This window comes from Rathayibacter sp. AY2B3 (assembly GCF_002931755.1).
GTDB lineage: Bacteria > Actinomycetota > Actinomycetes > Actinomycetales > Microbacteriaceae > Rathayibacter.
In genome coordinates this window covers 62472-81905 of the sequence record NZ_PSUG01000007.1, presented here as the reverse complement: position 1 = coordinate 81905, position 19434 = coordinate 62472, and the positions used below count along the sequence as shown (strand labels likewise).

Here is a 19434-nt window from a genome sequence, read left to right as displayed (position 1 = left end):
TCCTCACAAGGGCGGGACGGTCCTCAGCGGTTCCAGAGCGCGGTCCAGTCGACGCCGAGGCTCCGCACCAGAGCGCGGAGGGTCGGCACCGACATGCCGATCACCGTCGAGGGGTCGCCCTCGATCGCGGTGATGAAGCCGGCGCCGCGGCCGTCGATGGTGAAGGCCCCGGCCACCTCGAGGGGCTCGCCGGTGGCGACGTAGGCGTCGATCTCGGCGTCGTCGATGTCGTCGGCGAAGGTGACGGCGGCGGAGGTGACCGCTCCGGCCTCGGCGACGATCCTCCCGCCGCGGTGGTCGACGAGCCAGTGGCCGGAGTGGAGGCGGCCGGTGCGTCCGCGCTGGGCGCGCCAGCGCTCCCGGGCCCGCTCCGGCTCGTGCGGCTTGCCGTGGACGACGCCGTCGAGGACGAACGCGGAGTCGCCGCCGAGCACCAGACCGTCGATCTCCGGGCGCAGGACGGCGTGCGCCTTGGCGCGGGAGAGCAGCGAGACGGTGGCGTCCGCGTCGAGCGCCGCGCCCCGCTCCAGCTCGGCCCGGGCGACGGCCGCGGGCTCGTCCACCTCGGAGGGGACGACGACGGGCTCGATCCCGGAGGCCCGCAGCAGTGCGAGGCGCGCGGGGGAGGTGGAGGCGAGGTAGAGGCGCACGAGGGCTCCCTGCGGCCGGGCCCACGCTGTGGGATGCTCGACGGATGGCACAGACCCCGCCCCGAGCATCCGCCCGCCCCGACGGGGCCGACGACGCACTCGGGACCGAGATCGAGCTCGACATTAGCAATGTCGCCCACGGCGGCGTGTTCGTCGCCCGGCACGAGGGCCGCGTCGTCTTCGTCCCGGACGTCCTCCCCGGAGAGCGCGTGCGGGCGCGGATCAGCGAGGTCCGGCACGACAGCTTCTGGCGCGCCGAGGCGCTCGAGGTGCTCGACGCGTCCGAGCACCGGGTGGAGCACGTCTGGCCTGAGGCCGCTCTCGACCGCCGCCCGGAGGAGCGCGTCGGCGGCGCCGAGCTCGGCCACGCCGACCTCGCCTACCAGCGCGAGCTGAAGCGCCTCGTGCTCGTCGACTCCTTCTCCCGCTTCGCCCGTCGCGAGGTCGAGGTGGAGGTCTCGCCGATCGGCGGGGACGACGCGTCCGGCGGCCTCGGCTGGCGCACGCGCAACCGCCTCCACGTCGACGACGACGGACGGGTCGGCCCCTACGCGGCGCGCAGCCACCACGTCGTCACCGTGGAGTCGCTGCCCCTCGCGACGGCCGACTCCTCCCTGGCCGCACCGCTGGGCGAGCGCCTCGCTCCCGGCTCGGTGGTCGACCTCGTCGACGCGGCCGGGTCCGAAGGGGCCGCGGTGCTCGTGCACGACCCCTCCGACAAGCGCGCCCGCCGCGACCGCACAGTGGTGAGCGAGTTCGTCGCCGACCGCACCTTCCGCGTCGACCGCACCGGCTTCTGGCAGGTGCACCGCGGCGCTGCCGCCGCGCTCTTCGAGGCCGTGCAGGCCGCCGTCGACGCGGATGCGGCGGACCCGTCGGCCGCCAACCACGACCTCTACGGCGGGGTGGGCCTGCTCGCCGCTGCGCTGGCCGACCGCCTCGGCGCCGGAGTGCGCGTGACCAGCGTCGAGAGCGACTCCCGCGCCACCGAGCACGCGCTCGAGAACCTGGCCGACCAGGTCGGCGCCCGCGCGGTGACCGCCCGCGTCGACCGCTACCTCCGCGACGTCGTCGCCCAAGCCGATGCGCGCGAGCGGGCGCGGTGGCGTGCCGCGACCGTGGTCCTCGACCCGCCCCGCTCGGGTGCCGGCCGAGCGGTCACCGACGCTCTGGTGGACCTGCAGCCGGCGCAGCTCGTCTACGTCGCCTGCGACCCGGTCGCACTCGCCCGCGACGTGGGCGCCCTGACCGGGGCCGGCTACGAGCTGGAGCGCCTCGAGGGCTTCGACCTCTTCCCGCACACCTCCCACGTGGAGGCCGTTGCGCGACTGGTCCGACGAGAGGACTGACCGCGGGCCCGCGCCTGCGTACCATGGGCGGGATGGAGCCCCACGCCGACGTCGCCGCAGCCGAGGCCCCGCGCGTGCGCGTGGCGATCGTGGACGACCACGAGTCGGTGCGCCTGGGCGTGGCCGCCGCCGTCGAGAGCGCGGGGATGCAGGTGGTCGCCGCCGCCGAGACCGTCCAGGCCCTCGAGAGCACGATCGGCGGCGCCGAGATCGAGGTGCTCGTCCTCGACCTGTCCCTGAACGACGGCTCGAGCATCACCAGCAACGTCAAGTGGGGGCAGGTGCGCGGCTCCGCAGTCCTCGTCCACAGCATCGCCGACCGCGTCGTGGCCGTGCGGGAGGCGCTCGCCGCGGGGGCCGCCGGCGTCATCCCGAAGTCCTCGCCCATGTCGACGGTCGTCGCCGCCATCCGCACCGTCGCCCGCGGCGAGGTCCTCAACAATCTGGAGTGGGCCTCGGCGATCGACGCCGACGACGACTTCGCCCGGGCCGTGCTCGGCCGTCGCGAGCGCGACGTCCTGCATCTGTACGCCTCGGGGCTGCCGCTGAAGCTGGTGGCCGAGCGGCTGCAGATCTCCGTGTCGACGGCGAAGGAGTACCTCGACCGGATCCGCGACAAGTACGTCGAGATCGGCCGTCCCGCCCCGACGAAGGTCGATCTGCTGCGGCGCGCGGTGGAGGACGGCATCCTCCCGGGCATCGACCCGGACGACGGCGATGGCGGGCGCTGAGGCGCCGATCGCCCGCCGCAACGCCGGGCGCGAGCGGATCGACAGGATCATCAGCACGGTCGTGTCGTTCTTCGGCTTCGGCTTCGGCGTGCAGACCGTTCCGCCGATCCTCGCCCAGCTGCCCCTGCTGCGCCCCGAGGTGGCCTGGCCGGTGCTGGTGCTGGTCTTCGGATCGCTCACCGCCGCCGTGATCACCGCCGTGCTGCGGCGGGGCACGCGGATCACGGCGGTCCTGGTCGCGGTCGGCGTCCTCGTCGCGCTCCTGACCTGGCCGGCCGCCGTCGCCAGCGGAGGCGCGGACCGCGAGACCCCGTGGATCTGGTACCTGCTGACCATCGGGACCGCCTTCTGCACGATCGCCGCTCCGCTCCGGATCGCGATCGCGTACGTGTCGGTGACGACCGTGCTGTTCGGCCTGCTGCGCGTCCTCCCCTCCGGCGGCGGGGCGGAGCCGACCCGCGCGATCCTCGACGCCGCCTACGTGGGCATCGTCGGCTTCGTGATGCTGGTGCTGATCACCGTGCTCCGGCAGTCGGCCGACCAGATCGACCGCGCGCAGACCACGGCCATGGAGCAGTACGAGGCGGCGATGCGCCAGCACGCCGGCGAGATGGAGCGGGTCGAGGTCGACGCCCTGGTGCACGACAACGTGCTCGCGACGCTGCTCTCCGCCGCCTCCGCCGAGTCGCCGGCCGAGCGCGCGCTGGTCTCCTCGATGGCGCAGCGCACCCTTGCCGTGCTGCTGCCCGACCACGAGCCGGAGCCGCCCGAGGGGCTGGTCCCGCTCGAGCTCCTGCAGCGTCAGCTCGGTCACGCGGCGTCGACCTTCGGGACCGAGATCGCGGTCGCGACGGCCGACGGAGTGGACCCCCGCGCGACGACGCTGCCGCGTCCAGTGGCCGAGGCGCTGCTCGGCGCGGTCTGGCAGGCGCTCGCCAACAGCGTCCAGCACGCGGGTCCGAGCGGCAGCGTCCACCGCGCCGTGCACGGGCTGCTGGGCGACGGCGCGGTGGAGGTCGTGGTGGAGGACGACGGCCGCGGCTTCCGGCTCGCCGACGTCCCCCGCGAGCGGCTGGGCATCCGGCTCTCCATCCTCGAGCGGGTGCACAACGCTCGGGGATCGGCGCGGGTCGACTCGACTCCGGGCGAGGGCACCCGTGTCGTCCTCTCCTGGCGGGCGGACGGGGGAGCAGCGCGATGATCGCCTATCCACGCCCCCTGCTCCAGGTGCTCGGCGCCGGCTTCTCGCTCTACCACGTGGTGCTCGCCTTCTTCTCCTTCCGCATCTCCCCGGCCACGCCGGCCGACCTCGTCGCGGTCGCGCTGTACGTCGCGGCGACCGTCGTCGCCCTCTGGCCCGGAGCGACGACCCGGCTCGCCCCGCCCGTCGCGGTCGGGATGACCGCTGTCGCCGTCGCGCTGCCGCTGCTCGTCGCGCCCTCGCTCGATCCCGGAGCCTCCAACGGCTACTCCACCTGGTACATCGCCGCGGTCGGCACCCTGATGACGATCGTGTGCGCCCGCCGGCGCGCGGCCTGCGCCTGGGTCGGCGTCGGCTTCCTGATCGTGCACACCGTGTTCTGGGCCGGCCCGGCCGCTCTGGCCACTCTCGGCGTCGTCGGGGGGATCGCCTGGGTCGCGATCGCGCAGCTGCTCATCGTCGAGCTCGGGCGCGCAGGGTCGGAGGCGCGCGTGCTCGAGGCGGCCGAGCGCGCGGCCGCGTCGTGGCGGGCGGCGGAGGAGGCGCACCTCACGGAGCGCGAGGTCCGGCTGGAGCAGACCCGCGCCCTCGCCTCCGACATGCTGCTGCGCATCGCGGAGCCGGGACCGGGCCTCACCGACGAGGAGCGTCGAGAATGCCGCCTGCTCGAGGCGGCCGTGCGCGACGAGATCCGCGGCCGGCGGCTGCTGGACGACGAGGTGCGGCGTCTCGTGCTCGACGCGCGCCGGCGAGGCGTGACCGTGTCGGTGCTCGACGACGGCGGCCTCGACCGCACCTCCGAGGAAGAGAGCCGTCGAGTGCTGGGGGAGCTCGCCCGGGCTCTGAGCGGGATCCGCGAGGAGGTCGACCGCGTGGTGGTGCGCACCGCGTCGGCGGACTCGGCCTCTGCGGTCACGGTCGTGGGCCTGCGGACGGCGGGCGACGGCAGCGCGGGCGCTCTCGGCTCCGACGACACGGGGGACGAGGTCGACGCCTGGGTCGAGATCCGGCGCGACGGCGTCGGCGGACGGGACGTCTGAGCGGCGGAGAGAGCGCCACGCGGAAGTCGGATCGCGCGGCGACGGACGGCGACCCGGTGCAGGGGGCGTGCGGATGTCGGATCGGCGCCGCGGTCGGGACGCAGTCGACTCTCAGCACGGCTCAGGTCTCGGCACGGCTCGGGTCTCGGCGCGGACCGGTCGTCGGCGCGGCACGATCGTGAGCGGAGCCGGTCAGGCCCAGAGCCGGTCATGAGCGGAGCCCGTCATGACCGGAGCCCATCGTCAGCAGCCCCCGTTAACGGAGTGCGGCGGGCCGTCCACTCCTCCGAAGAGGGGGCCCGGCCCGCCGTCAAACCCCGAGTGAGGGTAACAACCCGAATATTACCCTCACTCGCCCCCAACACACCCGCCTGCTTACCCTGGTCGGCGAGTGATTGGCGGTGCCCCTTCCGAAGGAGGAGTACCGTACGTCCACTAGTGTGCTCGCTCCGCCAGGAGGCGCATAGTCAGCACTTTAGGGGACTAATCGGGGGACAAATTTCACGTTCCACGTCGCGGATCGCCCGTCCGCCCACGGCCGGCGTCTGCGAGTGCGCTCAGCCGGAGAAGGAGCGCCATGCTCCGGGTGCCGGCCGGAGCGGCCTGCGGACCGCGGCGGTGCGGTCGTTCCAGCCTCCGCTGAGCTCCTGCGGGGTCTCCGGCTCGGCCTCGGTGCGCGAGGTCAGTGCGGTGACGACGGCCGTGACGGCGGCGATCTCGGCGGCGTCGAGGCCGGGGGTGGAGATGACGACGGCGGGTGAGGACTCGGAGGCGGTCATCCCGTGACGCTATCGCATGCCGTTCACGGCGCCGGTCGGCGGGGCATGGCTATGCTGACGCCGGATGCCGCCGGAGCGTCGTCCGTCCGTTGCGAACAGGAGCGTCCCCGCATGCCGACGTGGTTCCCGAGGAGCGGTGCCGCGGCGCTGCGCCCCCTGCGTCTGCTGGTCCGGAGGTCGCCCGCGGCCGTCTCGGTCGTCCTGGTCCTCCTGGCTGCGAGCGCGGTCACAGGGACGCTCGTCGCCCCCGCAGGAGCCGAGACGACGGCCTGGTGGGCGGCGGGTGCGACGACGACCCTCGACGGCCGTCCCTGGACGGCGGTGACCGCCCTCCTGATCGCGGCGGACCCGCTGCAGCTGCTCCTGGACGTCGTGCTGGTGCTCCCGATGCTCCTCGCCGCGGAGCGCCGCCTCGGCTCGGCCCGCACCCTCCTCGCCTTCCTCGTGACCGGGGCCGTCGGGATCGTCGTCGGGTCGGCCGTGCAGTCGATCGGCGCTCTCGCCGGCGAGTGGTGGGCGGGCGACACCGTCGGCGACCACACCTTCGACCCGCTCATCGGCGCGGTCGGCGCCCTCATCGCGTCGACCGCCTTCATGGGGGCTCTGTGGCGCCGCCGGCTCCGGGTGACCGTCTTCGCCGTCGTGCTGATGTTCGTGCTCTACGCGGGCGACTCCGCCGACGCGTACCGGCTCCTCGCCGGCGGTGCGGGTCTCGTGCTCGGCGCGGTGCTCGCGCGAGGAGCGTCGGGGCTGCGTCCGCAGCGTCCGGCGCCGAGCTCGCACCGCGAGTCCCGGGGGCTTCTGGCGGCGGTCGTCGTCGTCACCGCGATCGGTCCGCTCGTCGCCGTCCTCTCGGACTCGGGCTACGGTCCGTTCTCGTTCCTCGGCCGACTGCTGCAGAGCGCCTTCACGGGGACGACGGACCTCGAGGACCCGTGCAGCCGCGCCCTCCGGCACTGCGCCCACCACGTGAAGCTGAGCCTGGTCGCCCCCGGGCCGATCCTGCTCACGTTCGTCCCGCTCCTCCTCCTGCTCGTCGCCGCCTACGGCCTGCGCTCCGGGCGCCGCCTGGGCCTGCTGCTGGCGGTCGGGGTGAACATCGCGATCGCGATCCTGGAGGTGTTCTCCCTCCAGCGCGCGGCCCGGCACCCCGAGTTCCTGTACTACGCGGAGTACCTGCTCTGGGTGGCGACGACGGTGCTGGTGCCGCTGGCCGTCGTGGCGATGCTCGTGATCGGGAGGAGGCACTTCCGCATCCGGGCTCCCCGTGCCGCCGCGAGGCTCTGGACGCGGGTCGTCGCGATCGCCTTCGTCGTGTCCCTCGGCGGCTACCTCGCGCTCTCGGCCGGTGTGCGCACGAGCTTCGAGCCGCTCCTGGGCGTCGGGAGGCTCCTCCTGGACGGGCTGCTGCGCTTCGTCCCGGTGAGCTTCCTCGGCGGCGCCGGACTGCTCGCCGTGCCGCGGGAGCCCGTCGCGCGGATCGTCTTCGAGTGGGTCGGCCCGGTGTTCTGGCTCGTGGTCGTCGTGGCCGTGGTCGCCCTGCTCCGAGCCGCCGACGTGCAGCGGAACCGCGGCGACGAGGCGCGGTACCGCGCGCTCCTCTCCCTGCACGGCGCCGGCAGCCTCGGCCACCAGGGGACCTGGGAGGGCAATGCGCACTGGATCTCGGCCGACGGGACCGGCGGAGTCGCCTACCGGGTGATCGGCGGCGTGGCGGTCACCCTCTCCGACCCGGCCTGCGCTCCCGAGCGACGCGAGGACGTCGTGGCCGAGTTCGTGCGGTTCTGCGACGAGCGCAGCTGGACGCCCGTGTTCTACAGCATCCACGACGAGCTGCTCCCCGTCTTCGACCGGCTCGGCTGGTCGCGCCTCTCCGTCGGCGAGGAGACGATCATCGAGCTCTCCTCCTTCGAGCTCACGGGCAAGCGGTGGCAGAAGGTGCGCTACCCGCTCACCCGCGGCATCAAGCTGGGCATCGAGGCGCGGTGGACCAGCTGGCCCGAGCTCTCCCTCGGCATGGCCAACCAGATCGTCGACCTGTCGGAGCGCTGGGTCGCCGAGAAGGCGCTGCCCGAGATGGGCTTCACCCTCGGCGGGATCGACGAGGTCCGCGATCCCGACGTCGCGCTCCTGCTCGCGGTCGGGCCGGACGGCGTGCTGCAGGGTGTGACGAGCTGGCTGCCCGTGCACAGGGAGGGCCGCGTGGTCGGCTGGACCCTCGACTTCATGCGCCGCTCCGACGACGCGATGCCCGGCATCATGGAGTTCCTCATCGCCTCCGCGGCGCTGCGCGTCAAGGAGGAGGGCGCCGAGTTCCTCTCGCTCTCGGGCGCCCCGCTCGCCACCGCACCGGTCGAGGAGGGGGAGGAGCCTCCGGAGCCGACGGTCCTCTCGCGCCTGCTGGAGTTCCTCTCGCGGACGCTCGAGCCCGCCTACGGATTCACGTCGCTGTTCCGCTTCAAGGCGAAGTTCCACCCGCGCTACGCGGGCCTCTGGATGACCTACCCCGACGCCCTGCAGCTGCCCCGGATCGGAGCCGCACTCGGCCGCGCCTACCTGCCCGACCTCTCCGCTTCGCAGGCGCTGGCCTTCGCCCGGGTGGTCGGAGCGAAGCCGGAGGAGAAGCCGTCCGAGACGCCCGCGGCGAAGCCGGATGCTCCTGCAGCCGAAGCGGGCGCTGGTGTGGCGAAGGCGGGTGCTCCGGCAGCGAAGGCGGGTGCTCCTGCGGCGAAGACGGATACCCGGGCGGCGAGGCCCGGTTCCGCGGCGGGGAAGCCGGATGCTCCGGCAGCGGAGCCGGACGCTCCTGCCGTGCAGGCCGACACTCCCGCGGAGTCCGCTGCCCGACGGACCGGCCCCGGCTCCTCCGACTGATCGTTCCGCCCCTCAACCCCGTGAGGAGGCGGACACAGCGGAACGCCGCGGCACGGACGGTCTCCCGTCTCCTGCCGCGGCGTCCGAGCGAGCCGGGTCAGAGCGGGATGTTGCCGTGCTTCTTCGCGGGCAGGTTGGCCCGCTTGGTGCGCAGCGCCCGCAGCGCCTTGATGACGGAGACGCGGGTCGCCGAGGGCTCGATCACGCCGTCGAGCTCGCCGCGCTCGGCCGCGAGGAACGGGCTCGCGACGTTGTAGGTGTACTCGTTCGCCAGGCGCGTCCGGACGGCCGCGACGTCCTCGCCGGCCTCCTCCGCCTTGCGGATCTCGTTGCGGTAGAGGATGTTGACCGCGCCCTGGCCGCCCATGACGGCGATCTCGGCGGTCGGCCACGCGAGGTTGATGTCGGCGCCCAGCTGCTTGGACCCCATCACGATGTAGGCGCCGCCGTAGGCCTTGCGCAGGATGACCGTGACCAGCGGCACGGTCGCCTCGGCGTAGGCGTAGAGCAGCTTCGCGCCACGGCGGATGACGCCGGTCCACTCCTGGTCGGTGCCGGGCAGGTAGCCCGGGACGTCGACCAGGGTCAGGATCGGCAGCGAGAACGCGTCGCAGAAGCGGACGAAGCGGGACGCCTTCTCGCCCGCCTCGATGTTCAGCGTGCCCGCCATGGCGCTCGGCTGGTTCGCGATGATGCCGACGGAGCGGCCCTCGACACGGCCGAAGCCGATCACGATGTTCGGCGCGAACAGCGGCTGCACCTCGAGGAAGTCGCCCTCGTCGACGATGTGCTCGATGACGGCGCGCATGTCGTACGGCTGGTTCGGGCTGTCGGGGATGACCGTGTCGAGGAAGCGGTCCGCGTCGGTCGTCTCGAGGTCGACCTCGGTCTCGAAGACGGGGACCGGCGACAGGTTGTTGTCGGGGAGGAAGGAGAGGAGCGTCCGCGCGTAGTCCAGCGCGTCGTTCTCGTCGCTCGCGAGGTAGTGCGAGACGCCCGAGATCTTGTTGTGGGTCAGCGCGCCGCCGAGCTCCTCCATGCCGACGTCCTCGCCGGTGACGGTCTTGATGACGTCGGGCCCGGTGACGAACATCTGGCTGGTCTTGTCGACCATGATCACGAAGTCGGTCAGCGCGGGGGAGTAGACCGCGCCTCCTGCGGCCGGGCCGCAGATGATCGAGATCTGGGGGATCACGCCGCTCGCCGCGGTGTTGCGGCGGAAGATCTCGCCGTACTTGCCGAGAGCGACCACGCCCTCCTGGATGCGCGCTCCGCCCGAGTCGAGGATGCCGATGATCGGGACGCCGGTCTTCAGGGCGAGGTCCATCACCTTGATGATCTTCTCGCCGGCCACCTCGCCGAGCGAGCCGCCGAAGATCGTGAAGTCCTGCGAGTACACGGCGACCTGGCGGCCGTGGATGGTGCCGGTCCCGGTGACGACGGCGTCGCCGTAGGGGCGCTTCTTCTCCATGCCGAAGGCGTGGGTGCGGTGGCGGACGAACTCGTCCAGCTCGACGAAGGAGCCCGGGTCGAGGAGGGTGTCGATCCGCTCGCGCGCGGTCATCTTGCCCTTGGCGTGCTGCTTCTCGATCGCCGCCTCGCCACTGGCCGTGACGGCCTCGTGGTAGCGGTTCCTGAGGTCCGCGATCTTCCCCGCGGTCGTGTACAGATCGGGCGCGGGACGTTCGGTGTTCGCGGTCACCCGCTCACCCTACCGGCGGGGCGGACGCCTCCTCTTGTCGCACTCGCACAGGGAGGGCCGCTCCGGACGGGAGGATCCGGACAAGGGCGGGCCGTCGCGAGCAGCGCTCGGAGCGGCCTCGCGGGAGCCGCCGCTACCGTGGCGGGATGCAGCTCCCGCTCTCCTCGGCCGTCTCCCCCCGCGTCCTCGCGCTCGAATCGGCGGGGTCGACGAACGACGAGCTCCGCGAGCGGGCGGTCGCCGACCCCGCCGCGTGGCCGCACCTCTCCGTCGTCGCCACCGGCGACCAGCGCGCCGGGCGCGGCCGGCTGGGGCGCGTCTGGCAGGCGCCCGCGGGCCGGACGCTCGCGGCCTCCACCCTGGTCGACGCCTCCGCCCTCGGCGCCGAGGCCTCCGGCTGGCTGCCGCTCGTGGCCGGGGCGGCTCTCGCCCGCGCCCTCGCACCCCTCGTCGACGGGGACGTCGCCGTCAAGTGGCCCAACGACGTCCTGATCGACGGCCGGAAGGTCGCCGGGATCCTCGCCGAGCGCCTGCCGGACGGGCGGGTCGTCGTCGGCACCGGCGTGAACCTGCTGCTGACGGAGGCGGAGCTGCCGGTCCCGACCGCGACCTCGCTCGCCCTCGCCGGGGCGCGGACGACGAGCGCCGACGAGGTGCTCGCCGCGTTCCTCACCGGGTTCCAGGCCCTGCTCGCTCCGCTGCTCGCCCAGGGCGACGCCGAGGCCTCCGGAGCGGCGGCCGCCGTCCGCGCCTCCTGCGGCACCCTCGGCACGCGCGTCCGGCTCGAGCTGCCCGACGGCACGCAGGAGGAGGGGACCGCCTCCGACCTCGCTCCGGACGGCTCGCTCCTGCTCGAGCAGGGCGGCGCGCTGCGCTCGTTCCCGGCCGGCGACGTCACGCATCTGCGCTCCTGATGGCCCGGACCGACCCCGCCGACCGCGAGCTGGCGCGGCTGACCCCGCGCGCCCGCCGGGCGGTCGCACCGGTCGTCGGCCTCCTCCTGCTCACCTGGACGGGCTTCTACTTCGCCGCGCAGTTCGAGCTCGCCCTGCAGCGCTGGATCATCGGGCTCGGCACCGCCCTGCTGGTGCTGCTCCTCTGCGCTCCCGGGATCGCCGGCTGGGCGAGCGTGCGCTACCGCGTCACCGCCTCCGGCCTCAGCGCGCGCCGGGGCGTGGCGTCGGTCCGGCGGGCCGAGGTGGTCTTCGACCGGAGGATGGACGTCGCGGTCGAGCGCTCCCTCGGCCAGCGTCTCGCCCGCTGCGGCGACGTCCGGATCCTGCAGGCGGGCGCGGAGGTGTTCGTGCTGCGCGATCTGCCGGATCCCGAGCTCACGGCCGACCTGCTGCGGGAGGCGATCGGCGCGGCTCCGGTCCTCGAGCCGGAGTGGCCGCCGCCCGCGTGAGCCCGCCGGGGCCTCGGTAGCATGGAGCCGCCCCGCGCCAGCGGGCGGAGACGGAGGAGCGCCATGCGCGTCGGCGTGATCGGGGGCGGCCAGCTCGCTCGGATGATGATCCCCGCGGCGGTGGAGCTCGGCATCGAGATCGCCGTGCTCGCCGAGAGCGAGGGCGCCCCGGCGGCGCTCGCCGCGACACGGGTCGGCGACTACCGAGACGAGGCGACCGTGCTCGCCTTCGCCGAGACCGTGGACGTGGTCACGTTCGACCACGAGCACGTTCCCCAGCCGATCCTCCGCGAGCTCGTCGCCCGCGGCGTCGCCGTGCACCCCGGCCCCGACGCCCTGCTGTTCGCGCAGGACAAGCTGATGATGCGGCGCCGCCTGACCGAGCTCGGCGTGCCCGTGCCCGAGTGGGCCGAGGTCTCCTGCGCCGAGGAGCTCGGGGAGTTCCTGGCCGAGCACGGGGGCAGCGCCGTGGTGAAGACCGCGCGCGGCGGATACGACGGCAAGGGCGTGCGCGTGGTGCGCGGCGCCCATGAGGCGGACGACTGGTTCACCGCCCTCGCCGAGGACGGCCGGGGCGGCTCGCTCCTGGTCGAGGAGCTGGTCGGCTTCCGCCGCGAGCTCGCGCAGCTCGTCGCCCGGCGCCCCTCCGGCGAGAGCATCCTCTGGCCCGTGGTGGAGTCGGTGCAGCGCGACGGCGTCTGCGCCGAGGTGATCGCTCCGGCCCCCGCGTCAGCCGGTCGGCTCGCAGCCGCCGCGGCCGAGATCGCGCAGACGATCGCCGACAGCCTCGGGGTCACCGGCGTCCTGGCCGTCGAGCTGTTCGAGACGACGGACGACCGCATCCTGGTCAACGAGCTGGCCATGCGCCCGCACAACAGCGGCCACTGGACGATGGACGGATCGACCACCTCGCAGTTCGAGCAGCACCTGCGCGCGGTCCTCGACCTGCCGCTCGGCGCGACGGGGTGCCGCGACCCGTGGACGGTGATGGTCAACGTGCTCGGCGGCCCGGTGGGGGAGTCGCTGACGGACCGCTACCCGCGGGTGCTCGCCGATCACCCGGGCGTGAAGGTGCACAACTACGGCAAGGAGCCGCGACCGGGCCGCAAGGTCGGGCACGTGAACGCCACCGGCGACGACCTCGACCTCGTGGTCTACGAGGCTCGCGCGGCGGCGGCCGTTCTCACGGACTGACCCGTACGATGGTCGCCGTGACGAGCCAGCCGACCTCCCCGACCCCTGCCGGAGCCCTCTCGTGAGCGCGGACACGCTCGTGAACGGGCCCGCGCCGCTCGTCGGCGTCGTGATGGGCTCGGATTCGGACTGGTCCGTCATGCAGGCGGCGTCCACCGTCCTCGCCGAGTTCGGCGTGGCGCACGAGGTCCGCGTCGTCTCCGCGCACCGCACCCCGGAGGCGATGATCGCGTACGGCCGCGGGGCCCGCGACCGCGGCCTGAAGGTCGTCATCGCCGGAGCGGGCGGAGCCGCCCACCTCCCCGGCATGCTCGCCGCGGTGACCTCGCTCCCCGTCGTCGGAGTGCCGGTCCCGCTCGCCCGCCTGGACGGGCTCGACTCCCTCCTCTCGATCGTGCAGATGCCGGCGGGCGTCCCCGTCGCCACCGTCTCCATCGGCGGAGCGCGGAACGCCGGACTGCTCGCGGTGAAGATCCTCGCGACGGCGGACGACGCCCTCTCCGCAGCGCTCGACGCCTTCGCCGCCGACCTCGAAGTGCAGGTCGCCGCGAAGAACGACGCCCTGGTGGCGGGCCTGTGACGGCCGTCGCTCTGCCGCTGCGGCACCCGGACGTCGCCTCCCGCGCCTTCATGACGCGGCGGGCGTGGTGGCTGCTGATCGTCAACCTCCTGGTGCCCGGGTCCGCTCAGGTCCTGGCGGGGAACCGGCGGCTCGGGCGCCTCGGGCTCGGCTTCACCCTCGGGCTCTGGGTCGCCCTCCTGGTCGCGGTGCTCCTCTACTTCGTCTTCCCGACCGGCCTCTACACGCTCGCGACCTTCGACCTCTCGATGCTCGCGCTCCAGGCGGCGCTCGTCGTCTACGGAGTCGTCTGGGCCGTGCTGACGCTCGACACCCTCCGCCTGATCCGCGTCGTCCGCGTGCGCCCGCGGATGCGCGGCGTGCTCGCCTTCGCGACGATCGCGCTGATGGCGGTCTCGGTCGGCACCACCGCCTACGGCACCTACCTGCTCGGCGTCACCCGCGGGACGCTGTCGTCGATCTTCGGCGGCGGAGCGATCGAGCAGCCGATCGACGGCCGCTACAACGTGATGCTCCTCGGCGGCGACGCGGGGGAGGACCGAGACGGTCTGCGCCCCGACAGCATCTCGGTGGTCAGCATCGACGCGTCGAGCGGCAAGGCCTCGATCATCGGGGTCTCGCGCGAGTTCGTCGACTTCCCGTTCCCCGAGACCAGCCCGATGCACGAGCTCTACCCCGACGGCTACGACACCGACAACTGCGCCGTCGACGTCTGCAAGCTCAACTCGGTCTACACCGAGGTCGAGCTGAAGCACCCGGAGCTCTACCCCGACGCCGTCGACCACGGCAGCGAGCCGGGCATCGAGGCGATGCGCGACGCGGTCGAGGGCATCCTCGATCTGAGGATCCAGTACTACGCGCTGATCGACATGGAGGGCTTCGCCCAGCTGATCGACGCGCTCGGCGGCATCGACATCGACTACGTGGCCGACGAACCGCTGCCGCTGGGCGGGCTGCCCGACTCCGACGGCGTGATGCAGGGCGTCAACCAGTGGATCGATCCCGGGCACTGGCACTTCAACGGCGAGCAGGCCCTCGCCTACGCCCGCTCGCGCTACACCACGAGCGACTACGACCGGATGGCGCGCCAGCGGCAGGTGCAGGAGGCGCTGCTCGCCCAGTTCGAGCCGGGCAACGTGCTCGCCAAGTTCCAGGACGTCGCGTCCGCCGGTTCCCAGGTCATCAAGACGGACGTCCCGCAGGGGATGCTCGGCTACTTCGTGCAGCTGGGGCTCAAGACGAAGTCGCAGCCGGTGGATCCGATCGAGCTGGTCCCGCCGGCGGTCGACCCGGAGGACCCGGACTACGACGTCGTGCACTCGCTGGTGAGCGCCGGACTGTCGGGCGACTCCGCGCAGTAGCCGGCCGGGTGCCGCACGCCTCAGAGGTCGGCGTGCAGCGCCCAGACGCGCTCGGCGGAGTCGCGCCAGCTGAAGGCGCGGGACCGGTCGCGGCCGGCCACGGACATCCGCTCGCGCAGCCCGGTGTCGGCGAGCACGCTGCTCATGGCCAGGGCGAGGCGGTCGGGGTAGTCCTTCGCGTCGCCGCGCTCGACGGCGACGCCGGCGTCCGCGGCGACCTCCATCAGCGCGGGGTCGTCGGAGTGCACCACCGGCACCCCGAAGTGCATCGCCTCGAGCACCGGCAGGCCGAAGCCCTCGGCGATGCTCGGGTAGACGAAGAGCGTGGCTCGGGAGAGGACGACGGCGAGATCGGCGTCGCTGAGGACACCCAGCGCGCGCACGCGCGTCTCGTCGAGGCCCTGCTCGTCGGCGACGGAGGCCACGTCGAGGTCGCCCCACCCGGTCGGGCCGACCAGGAGCAGCGGGATCGCCGGCGCGGACACTCCTCCGAAGGCCGCGATCAGCGAGACCAGGCCCTTCCGCGGCTCCAGCGTGCCGACGCTCAGCACGTACTCCGGGGGGAGCCCCAGCGCTGCGGCGCGCTGGTCGGCGTCCTCCGGGACGACCAGGCCGGAGCCGACGGCTCCGCCGATCACCCGCAGCCGGTCGCCGAAGTCCATCAGCTGGGAGAGCTGGTGCGCGACGGCGTGGGTGGGGACGACGACGGCGTCCGCGTGCTTCCGGGCCCGCTTGGCCATCGCCCGGTGCCACTTCGCGCCGTGCGGGGTGAGGGTCTCGGGGTGCGTCCAGGGCACCGTGTCGTGGATCGTGACGGCGATCTGCTCGCCCTCGCTCCCGTCGTGGCTGCGCAGCGGGGCGAAGAGGCTCGGGGCGTGCATCATGCCGCCGCCGGCCGGGATGGCGATCCCGTACTGCCAGGCGCGGGAGAGCTCGCGGCGCCCGAGCGGCAGCCGGTGGATGCGCGCGAGGCCGGGCAGGCGCAGGCGCAGCTCCTCCTCCTTCTCGGGCGGGTGGGCGGAGACGACCGCCTCCACCTCGCAGTCGCGCGGAGCCGTCGCGATCAGCTCGCGGGTGAGCTCCTCGGTGTAGCGGCCGATGCCGCCGGGGACGCGGGCGAGCATCTGGTCGACGACGACGCGGAGGGTGGTGGTCACGGGGTCACCGCCTCGAGGGGCGCGGCGGCGAGGGCGTCCTGCCAGGAGCGCAGTGGCGGCAGGCCCGCGCGGCTCCAGCCGTCGTGGCCGAGGACCGAGTAGGCGGGACGCGGAGCGGGGCGGACGAACGAGCCGCTGTCTGTCGGGCGCAGGCGCTCGGGATCCAGTCCCGCCTTGGCGAAGACGGCACGGGCGAAGCCGAGCCAGGTCGTCTCGCCCGAGCCGGTGCCGTGGTAGACGCCGGCCGGGGCGCCCGCGTCGACCAGCTCGATCAGGCGCGCGGCGAGGTCGGCGGTCCAGGTGGGCTGGCCGTGCTGATCGTCGACCACGGTCAGCGTCTCGTGCGCGCCCGCCAGTCGCACCATCGTCTTCGCGAAGTTGCCGCCGTGCTCGCCGTAGAGCCAGGCCGTGCGGACGACGTAGCCGCGCTCCGGGTTGGCCTCGAGCACCAGGCGCTCGCCCTCGGCCTTCGTGCGGCCGTAGGCCGAGATCGGGTTCCGGGGGTGGTCCTCGGAGTAGGGGGTCGTCGCGGAGCCGTCGAAGACGTAGTCGGTGGAGACCTGGACGAGTGCGGCTCCCGTCTCGGCGGTGGCGAGGGCGAGGTTGTGCGCTCCGACGGCGTTGACGCGGTGCGCCTCCTCCTCGTCGGTCTCGGCGTCGTCGACGCGGGTGTACGCGGCGCAGTTCACCACGGCGTCGTGGCCCGCGACGGCGGCGCGCACGGCGTCGAGGTCGGTCACGTCGAGGTCGGAGCGGCCGAGGGCGGTGCTGGGGCGGGAGCCGAGAGCCGCGCGCAGGTCGGTGCCGAGCATGCCGGAGGCGCCCGTGATGAGGAAGGTCACCTCCTCATCATGCCCGAGCCCTCCGCCGGTCGACGGTCGGCGCACCGGCCCGGCACCGCGTGGCGCGGAGGCGTCGCGGGCCCGTGAGACGCCGTCGTTACACTGGCCACCGTGCAGATCCGAGAGCTCGACATCCCCGACGTCTACGAAGTGACTCCGCGCCAGTTCCCCGACGATCGCGGGGTCTTCTACGAGTTCTACCGCTTCGACCGCCTGGCCGAGAAGGTCGGGCACCCGCTCTCGCTCCGGCAGGGCAACACGTCCGTCTCGCGCCGCGGCACCGTCCGCGGCATCCACTTCGCTCAGATCCCGCCGTCGCAGGCCAAGTACGTCTCGTGCTTCTCGGGCGCGGTCCTCGACTACGTGATCGACGTGCGCGTCGGGTCGCCGACCTTCGGGCGCTGGGAGTCGATCCTGCTGGACGACGTCGACCGCCGCTCCGTCTACATCGCCGAGGGCATCGCGCACGCCTTCGTGGCGCTGACCGAGGGTGCCGTGGTCTCGTACCTCGTGAACGCCACCTTCGATCCGGTGCGGGAGAAGGGGATCGACCCGCTCGACGAGCAGATCGGCCTGCGCTTCCCGGAGGAGGCCGGCGAGCTGCTCCTCTCGCCGAAGGACACCGACGCACCGACTTTGGCCGAGGCCGAGGCGCAGGGCCTGCTGCCGACCTGGGACGAAGCGCGGGCCTTCTACGCGGAGCTCGACTCCGCGTCCTGACCGCCGATCCGGTGGACGGGCGGCCCGGCTCCCGCCCGGCGGGGGCGGATCAGCTCTTCGAGCGCAGGCGCATCAGCGCGACCCGGGCGCCCAGCCCGGCGCGCACCGCCGCGCGGATCGGCGCCTGGTACCAGGCCCCGTACTTCTGCGCGAGGTAGAGGTAGGCGCTGCGGTGGTGGACCGCGAGCATCCGCGCCGAGGCCAGGCGGGTGGAGTGCCCGCCGAGGTGCGAGACGACCGCGTCGGCGAGGTAGACGTTGGTCCACCCGCGCTGCCCGAGCGAGTCGCCCAGCTGGACGTCCTCGAAGTACATGAAGTAGCGGTCGTCGAAGCCGCCGATCTCCTCGAAGGCCGTGCGGCGCACCATCACGCAGGCGCCGGAGAGCCAGCCCGCCTCCATCCGGCCGTGGCGCAGGGTCTCGACCGCGCGCGAGCGCCGGTAGGTCGCCGACCACGGGTTGCCGGGCCAGACGTGGGCGAAGACGGCGTGCCCGACGCCCGTGCCGAGCGAGGGCAGAGCGCGGGCGGAGGGGTAGATCGTGCCGTCGGAGTCGAGGATGCGGGGACCGATCGAGCCGATCCGGTCGTCCGCCGACGCGGCGGCGTAGAGGGCGTCGATCGAGCCGGGGAGGAAGACCGTGTCCGGGTTGGTCACCAGGATCCACTCGACCTCGGGCCCGAGGCGGTCGACCGCGTAGTTGACGGCCCGGCCGTAGCCGAGGTTCTGCCCGGTCTCGTGGAACTCGACCTGCGGCAGTCGCTCGACGACGCTGCGGACGGAGTCGTCCGTGGTCAGGTTGTCGACCACCACGATGCGCACGTCGTGCTCCGTCGCCTCCGGCACCGACTCGAGGCACGCGCGGAGGACCTCACCCGAGAAGTGGGTGACGACGACGACCGCGATGGGCAACGTCGAGCGGGCGATGGGAGCCTCCGGGTGGTGCGGCGTCGACGGGAGGAGTGCCCCGTCGGAAGAACTCGACGAGGCTAGCACGCGGCTCGAGCGGTGCCCGGGAGCCGGGGGCCCTCAGCGGACGATGTCGACGGGCTCGGTGCTGACGGCCACGGCGGCGGGGGAGACCGTCTCGATCGCGGGCAGCGCGTCGTGCGCCGGACGGCGGAAGACGACGAACTTGTACATGCAGAAGTTCCACACCAGTCCCACGAGGACGGCGACGGCCTTCGCGATGTTGATCGCGAGGAAGGCGTTCTCGCCGGAGCTGGGGAGGAAGAGCAGCGAGTTGCCGAAGCGGGTGTCGAAGAAGACCTCGAAGCCGTAGATGATCGCCGACTGCAGGACCAGCGAGCTGAACCCGGTGACGAGGAAGAACTTCGCGAACGTGGCGACCGAGACCCTGCCCGGGTGGCGGAAGACGAAGAAGTGGTTCAGCGCGTACGAGATCGTGATGCCGACCAGGACGGAGAAGACGTTGGCGAGGAGGGTCGGCAGACCGAGCAGGAGCACGAGCGTGTTGAGGATGAGGAAGTCGATCGCCGTGTTGGTGCATCCCGCGATGAGGAAGCGGACCTTCTGCGATTCGAGGAGTCTCTTCATCTGCGGTGCTCTTTCCCGTCCCCCTCTGGCGTCGATGCCCGACCGTCGGGCTCCGACGGGCGTCCATCGGGGCAGGCGAACAAGGGGTGAACCGCCGTGCACTGTCGTCCATCGTAACGGCGGACCCCCGCCGGGCGGTCGAACGGCCGGTGCCATGTTCCTGAGAGAGTGCGCGGACGGTGCGGCGGCGGGCGGCGGGCCGCGGGGCGCGCGCGGAGGCTCGCGAGCACCGCCTCGTTATACTCGCAGGGCTCTCACCGGTCAGCCGGTGCACCGGAAGAACGGATCCCCCCG

Annotated in this window: 18 protein-coding genes; 11 read left to right on the top strand and 7 right to left on the bottom strand. The window is 73.2% G+C overall.

Annotated elements, in window-relative coordinates; genetic code table 11:
• Window positions 1-23: 23 nt before the first annotated feature.
• The gene (locus C5C24_RS03910) at window positions 24-650 is read right to left on the bottom strand and encodes a nucleoside triphosphate pyrophosphatase (RefSeq protein WP_181135478.1); all 627 of its coding nucleotides are present in this window, start codon (window positions 648-650) and stop codon (window positions 24-26) included.
• Window positions 651-694: 44 nt separating this feature from the next.
• Between C5C24_RS03910 and C5C24_RS03905 the strand changes: the two genes are divergently transcribed.
• Genes C5C24_RS03905 through C5C24_RS03890 form a run of 4 tightly spaced genes read left to right on the top strand, consistent with a single transcriptional unit; the run spans window position 695 to window position 4971 of the window.
• Entirely contained in the window at window positions 695-1999 is a 1305-nt protein-coding gene (locus C5C24_RS03905; RefSeq protein WP_146082514.1) for a class I SAM-dependent RNA methyltransferase, read from the top strand.
• Window positions 2000-2022: 23 nt separating this feature from the next.
• Window positions 2023-2730 carry a response regulator transcription factor gene (locus C5C24_RS03900; protein ID WP_104275337.1) on the top strand — a complete coding sequence of 236 codons (708 nt, stop codon included), beginning with the start codon at window positions 2023-2025 and terminating at the stop codon, window positions 2728-2730.
• The gene (locus C5C24_RS03895) at window positions 2717-3931 is read left to right on the top strand and encodes a sensor histidine kinase (RefSeq protein ID WP_104304350.1); all 1215 of its coding nucleotides are present in this window, start codon (window positions 2717-2719) and stop codon (window positions 3929-3931) included. Before C5C24_RS03900 ends, C5C24_RS03895 begins: the two co-directional genes overlap by 14 nt.
• A complete protein-coding gene (locus C5C24_RS03890) occupies window positions 3928-4971 on the top strand; it encodes a hypothetical protein (RefSeq protein WP_104275335.1) in 1044 nt (347 codons plus the stop codon). Before C5C24_RS03895 ends, C5C24_RS03890 begins: the two co-directional genes overlap by 4 nt.
• 557 nt (window positions 4972-5528) lie before the next feature.
• Here the strand turns inward: C5C24_RS03890 and C5C24_RS03885 are convergent.
• A complete protein-coding gene (locus C5C24_RS03885) occupies window positions 5529-5750 on the bottom strand; it encodes an acyl-CoA carboxylase subunit epsilon (RefSeq protein ID WP_104304349.1) in 222 nt (73 codons plus the stop codon).
• Between the two features lie 111 nt (window positions 5751-5861).
• Between C5C24_RS03885 and C5C24_RS03880 the strand changes: the two genes are divergently transcribed.
• The gene (locus C5C24_RS03880) at window positions 5862-8624 is read left to right on the top strand and encodes a bifunctional lysylphosphatidylglycerol flippase/synthetase MprF (protein WP_181135477.1); all 2763 of its coding nucleotides are present in this window, start codon (window positions 5862-5864) and stop codon (window positions 8622-8624) included.
• Window positions 8625-8721: 97 nt separating this feature from the next.
• Here C5C24_RS03880 and C5C24_RS03875 read toward each other — a convergent pair whose 3' ends face one another.
• A complete protein-coding gene (locus C5C24_RS03875) occupies window positions 8722-10326 on the bottom strand; it encodes an acyl-CoA carboxylase subunit beta (RefSeq protein ID WP_104223164.1) in 1605 nt (534 codons plus the stop codon).
• Between the two features lie 146 nt (window positions 10327-10472).
• Between C5C24_RS03875 and C5C24_RS03870 the strand changes: the two genes are divergently transcribed.
• From C5C24_RS03870 to C5C24_RS03850, 5 genes are all read left to right on the top strand, one after another.
• Window positions 10473-11240, top strand: a complete 768-nt coding sequence (locus C5C24_RS03870) for a biotin--[acetyl-CoA-carboxylase] ligase (protein WP_104275332.1) — start codon at window positions 10473-10475, stop codon at window positions 11238-11240.
• A complete protein-coding gene (locus C5C24_RS03865) occupies window positions 11240-11731 on the top strand; it encodes a PH domain-containing protein (RefSeq protein WP_104275331.1) in 492 nt (163 codons plus the stop codon). The genes C5C24_RS03870 and C5C24_RS03865 overlap by 1 nt, the downstream gene beginning before the upstream one ends.
• A gap of 63 nt (window positions 11732-11794) precedes the next feature.
• Entirely contained in the window at window positions 11795-12925 is a 1131-nt protein-coding gene (locus C5C24_RS03860) for a 5-(carboxyamino)imidazole ribonucleotide synthase (RefSeq protein ID WP_104304347.1), read from the top strand.
• Window positions 12926-13037: 112 nt separating this feature from the next.
• Entirely contained in the window at window positions 13038-13505 is a 468-nt protein-coding gene (gene purE, locus C5C24_RS03855; protein ID WP_104304353.1) for a 5-(carboxyamino)imidazole ribonucleotide mutase, read from the top strand.
• The gene (locus C5C24_RS03850; protein ID WP_258065037.1) at window positions 13502-14866 is read left to right on the top strand and encodes an LCP family protein; all 1365 of its coding nucleotides are present in this window, start codon (window positions 13502-13504) and stop codon (window positions 14864-14866) included. The genes purE and C5C24_RS03850 overlap by 4 nt, the downstream gene beginning before the upstream one ends.
• A 20-nt stretch (window positions 14867-14886) precedes the next feature.
• Here the strand turns inward: C5C24_RS03850 and C5C24_RS03845 are convergent, their stop codons facing one another.
• The gene (locus C5C24_RS03845; protein ID WP_258065036.1) at window positions 14887-16023 is read right to left on the bottom strand and encodes a glycosyltransferase family 1 protein; all 1137 of its coding nucleotides are present in this window, start codon (window positions 16021-16023) and stop codon (window positions 14887-14889) included.
• A complete protein-coding gene (rfbD, locus tag C5C24_RS03840; protein WP_104281388.1) occupies window positions 16020-16865 on the bottom strand; it encodes a dTDP-4-dehydrorhamnose reductase in 846 nt (281 codons plus the stop codon). Before rfbD ends, C5C24_RS03845 begins: the two co-directional genes overlap by 4 nt.
• Window positions 16866-16976: 111 nt before the next feature.
• Between rfbD and C5C24_RS03835 the strand changes: the two genes are divergently transcribed.
• Window positions 16977-17585: a dTDP-4-dehydrorhamnose 3,5-epimerase family protein gene (locus C5C24_RS03835; protein WP_104275328.1), complete on the top strand. Its 609-nt coding sequence runs from the start codon at window positions 16977-16979 to the stop codon at window positions 17583-17585.
• A 49-nt stretch (window positions 17586-17634) separates the two neighbouring features.
• Here the strand turns inward: C5C24_RS03835 and C5C24_RS03830 are convergent, their stop codons facing one another.
• Both C5C24_RS03830 and C5C24_RS03825 read right to left on the bottom strand, forming a co-directional pair.
• Window positions 17635-18495: a glycosyltransferase family 2 protein gene (locus C5C24_RS03830; protein WP_258065035.1), complete on the bottom strand. Its 861-nt coding sequence runs from the start codon at window positions 18493-18495 to the stop codon at window positions 17635-17637.
• 117 nt (window positions 18496-18612) lie between these two features.
• A complete protein-coding gene (locus C5C24_RS03825; protein WP_104275327.1) occupies window positions 18613-19140 on the bottom strand; it encodes a GtrA family protein in 528 nt (175 codons plus the stop codon).
• Window positions 19141-19434: the final 294 nt, after the last annotated feature.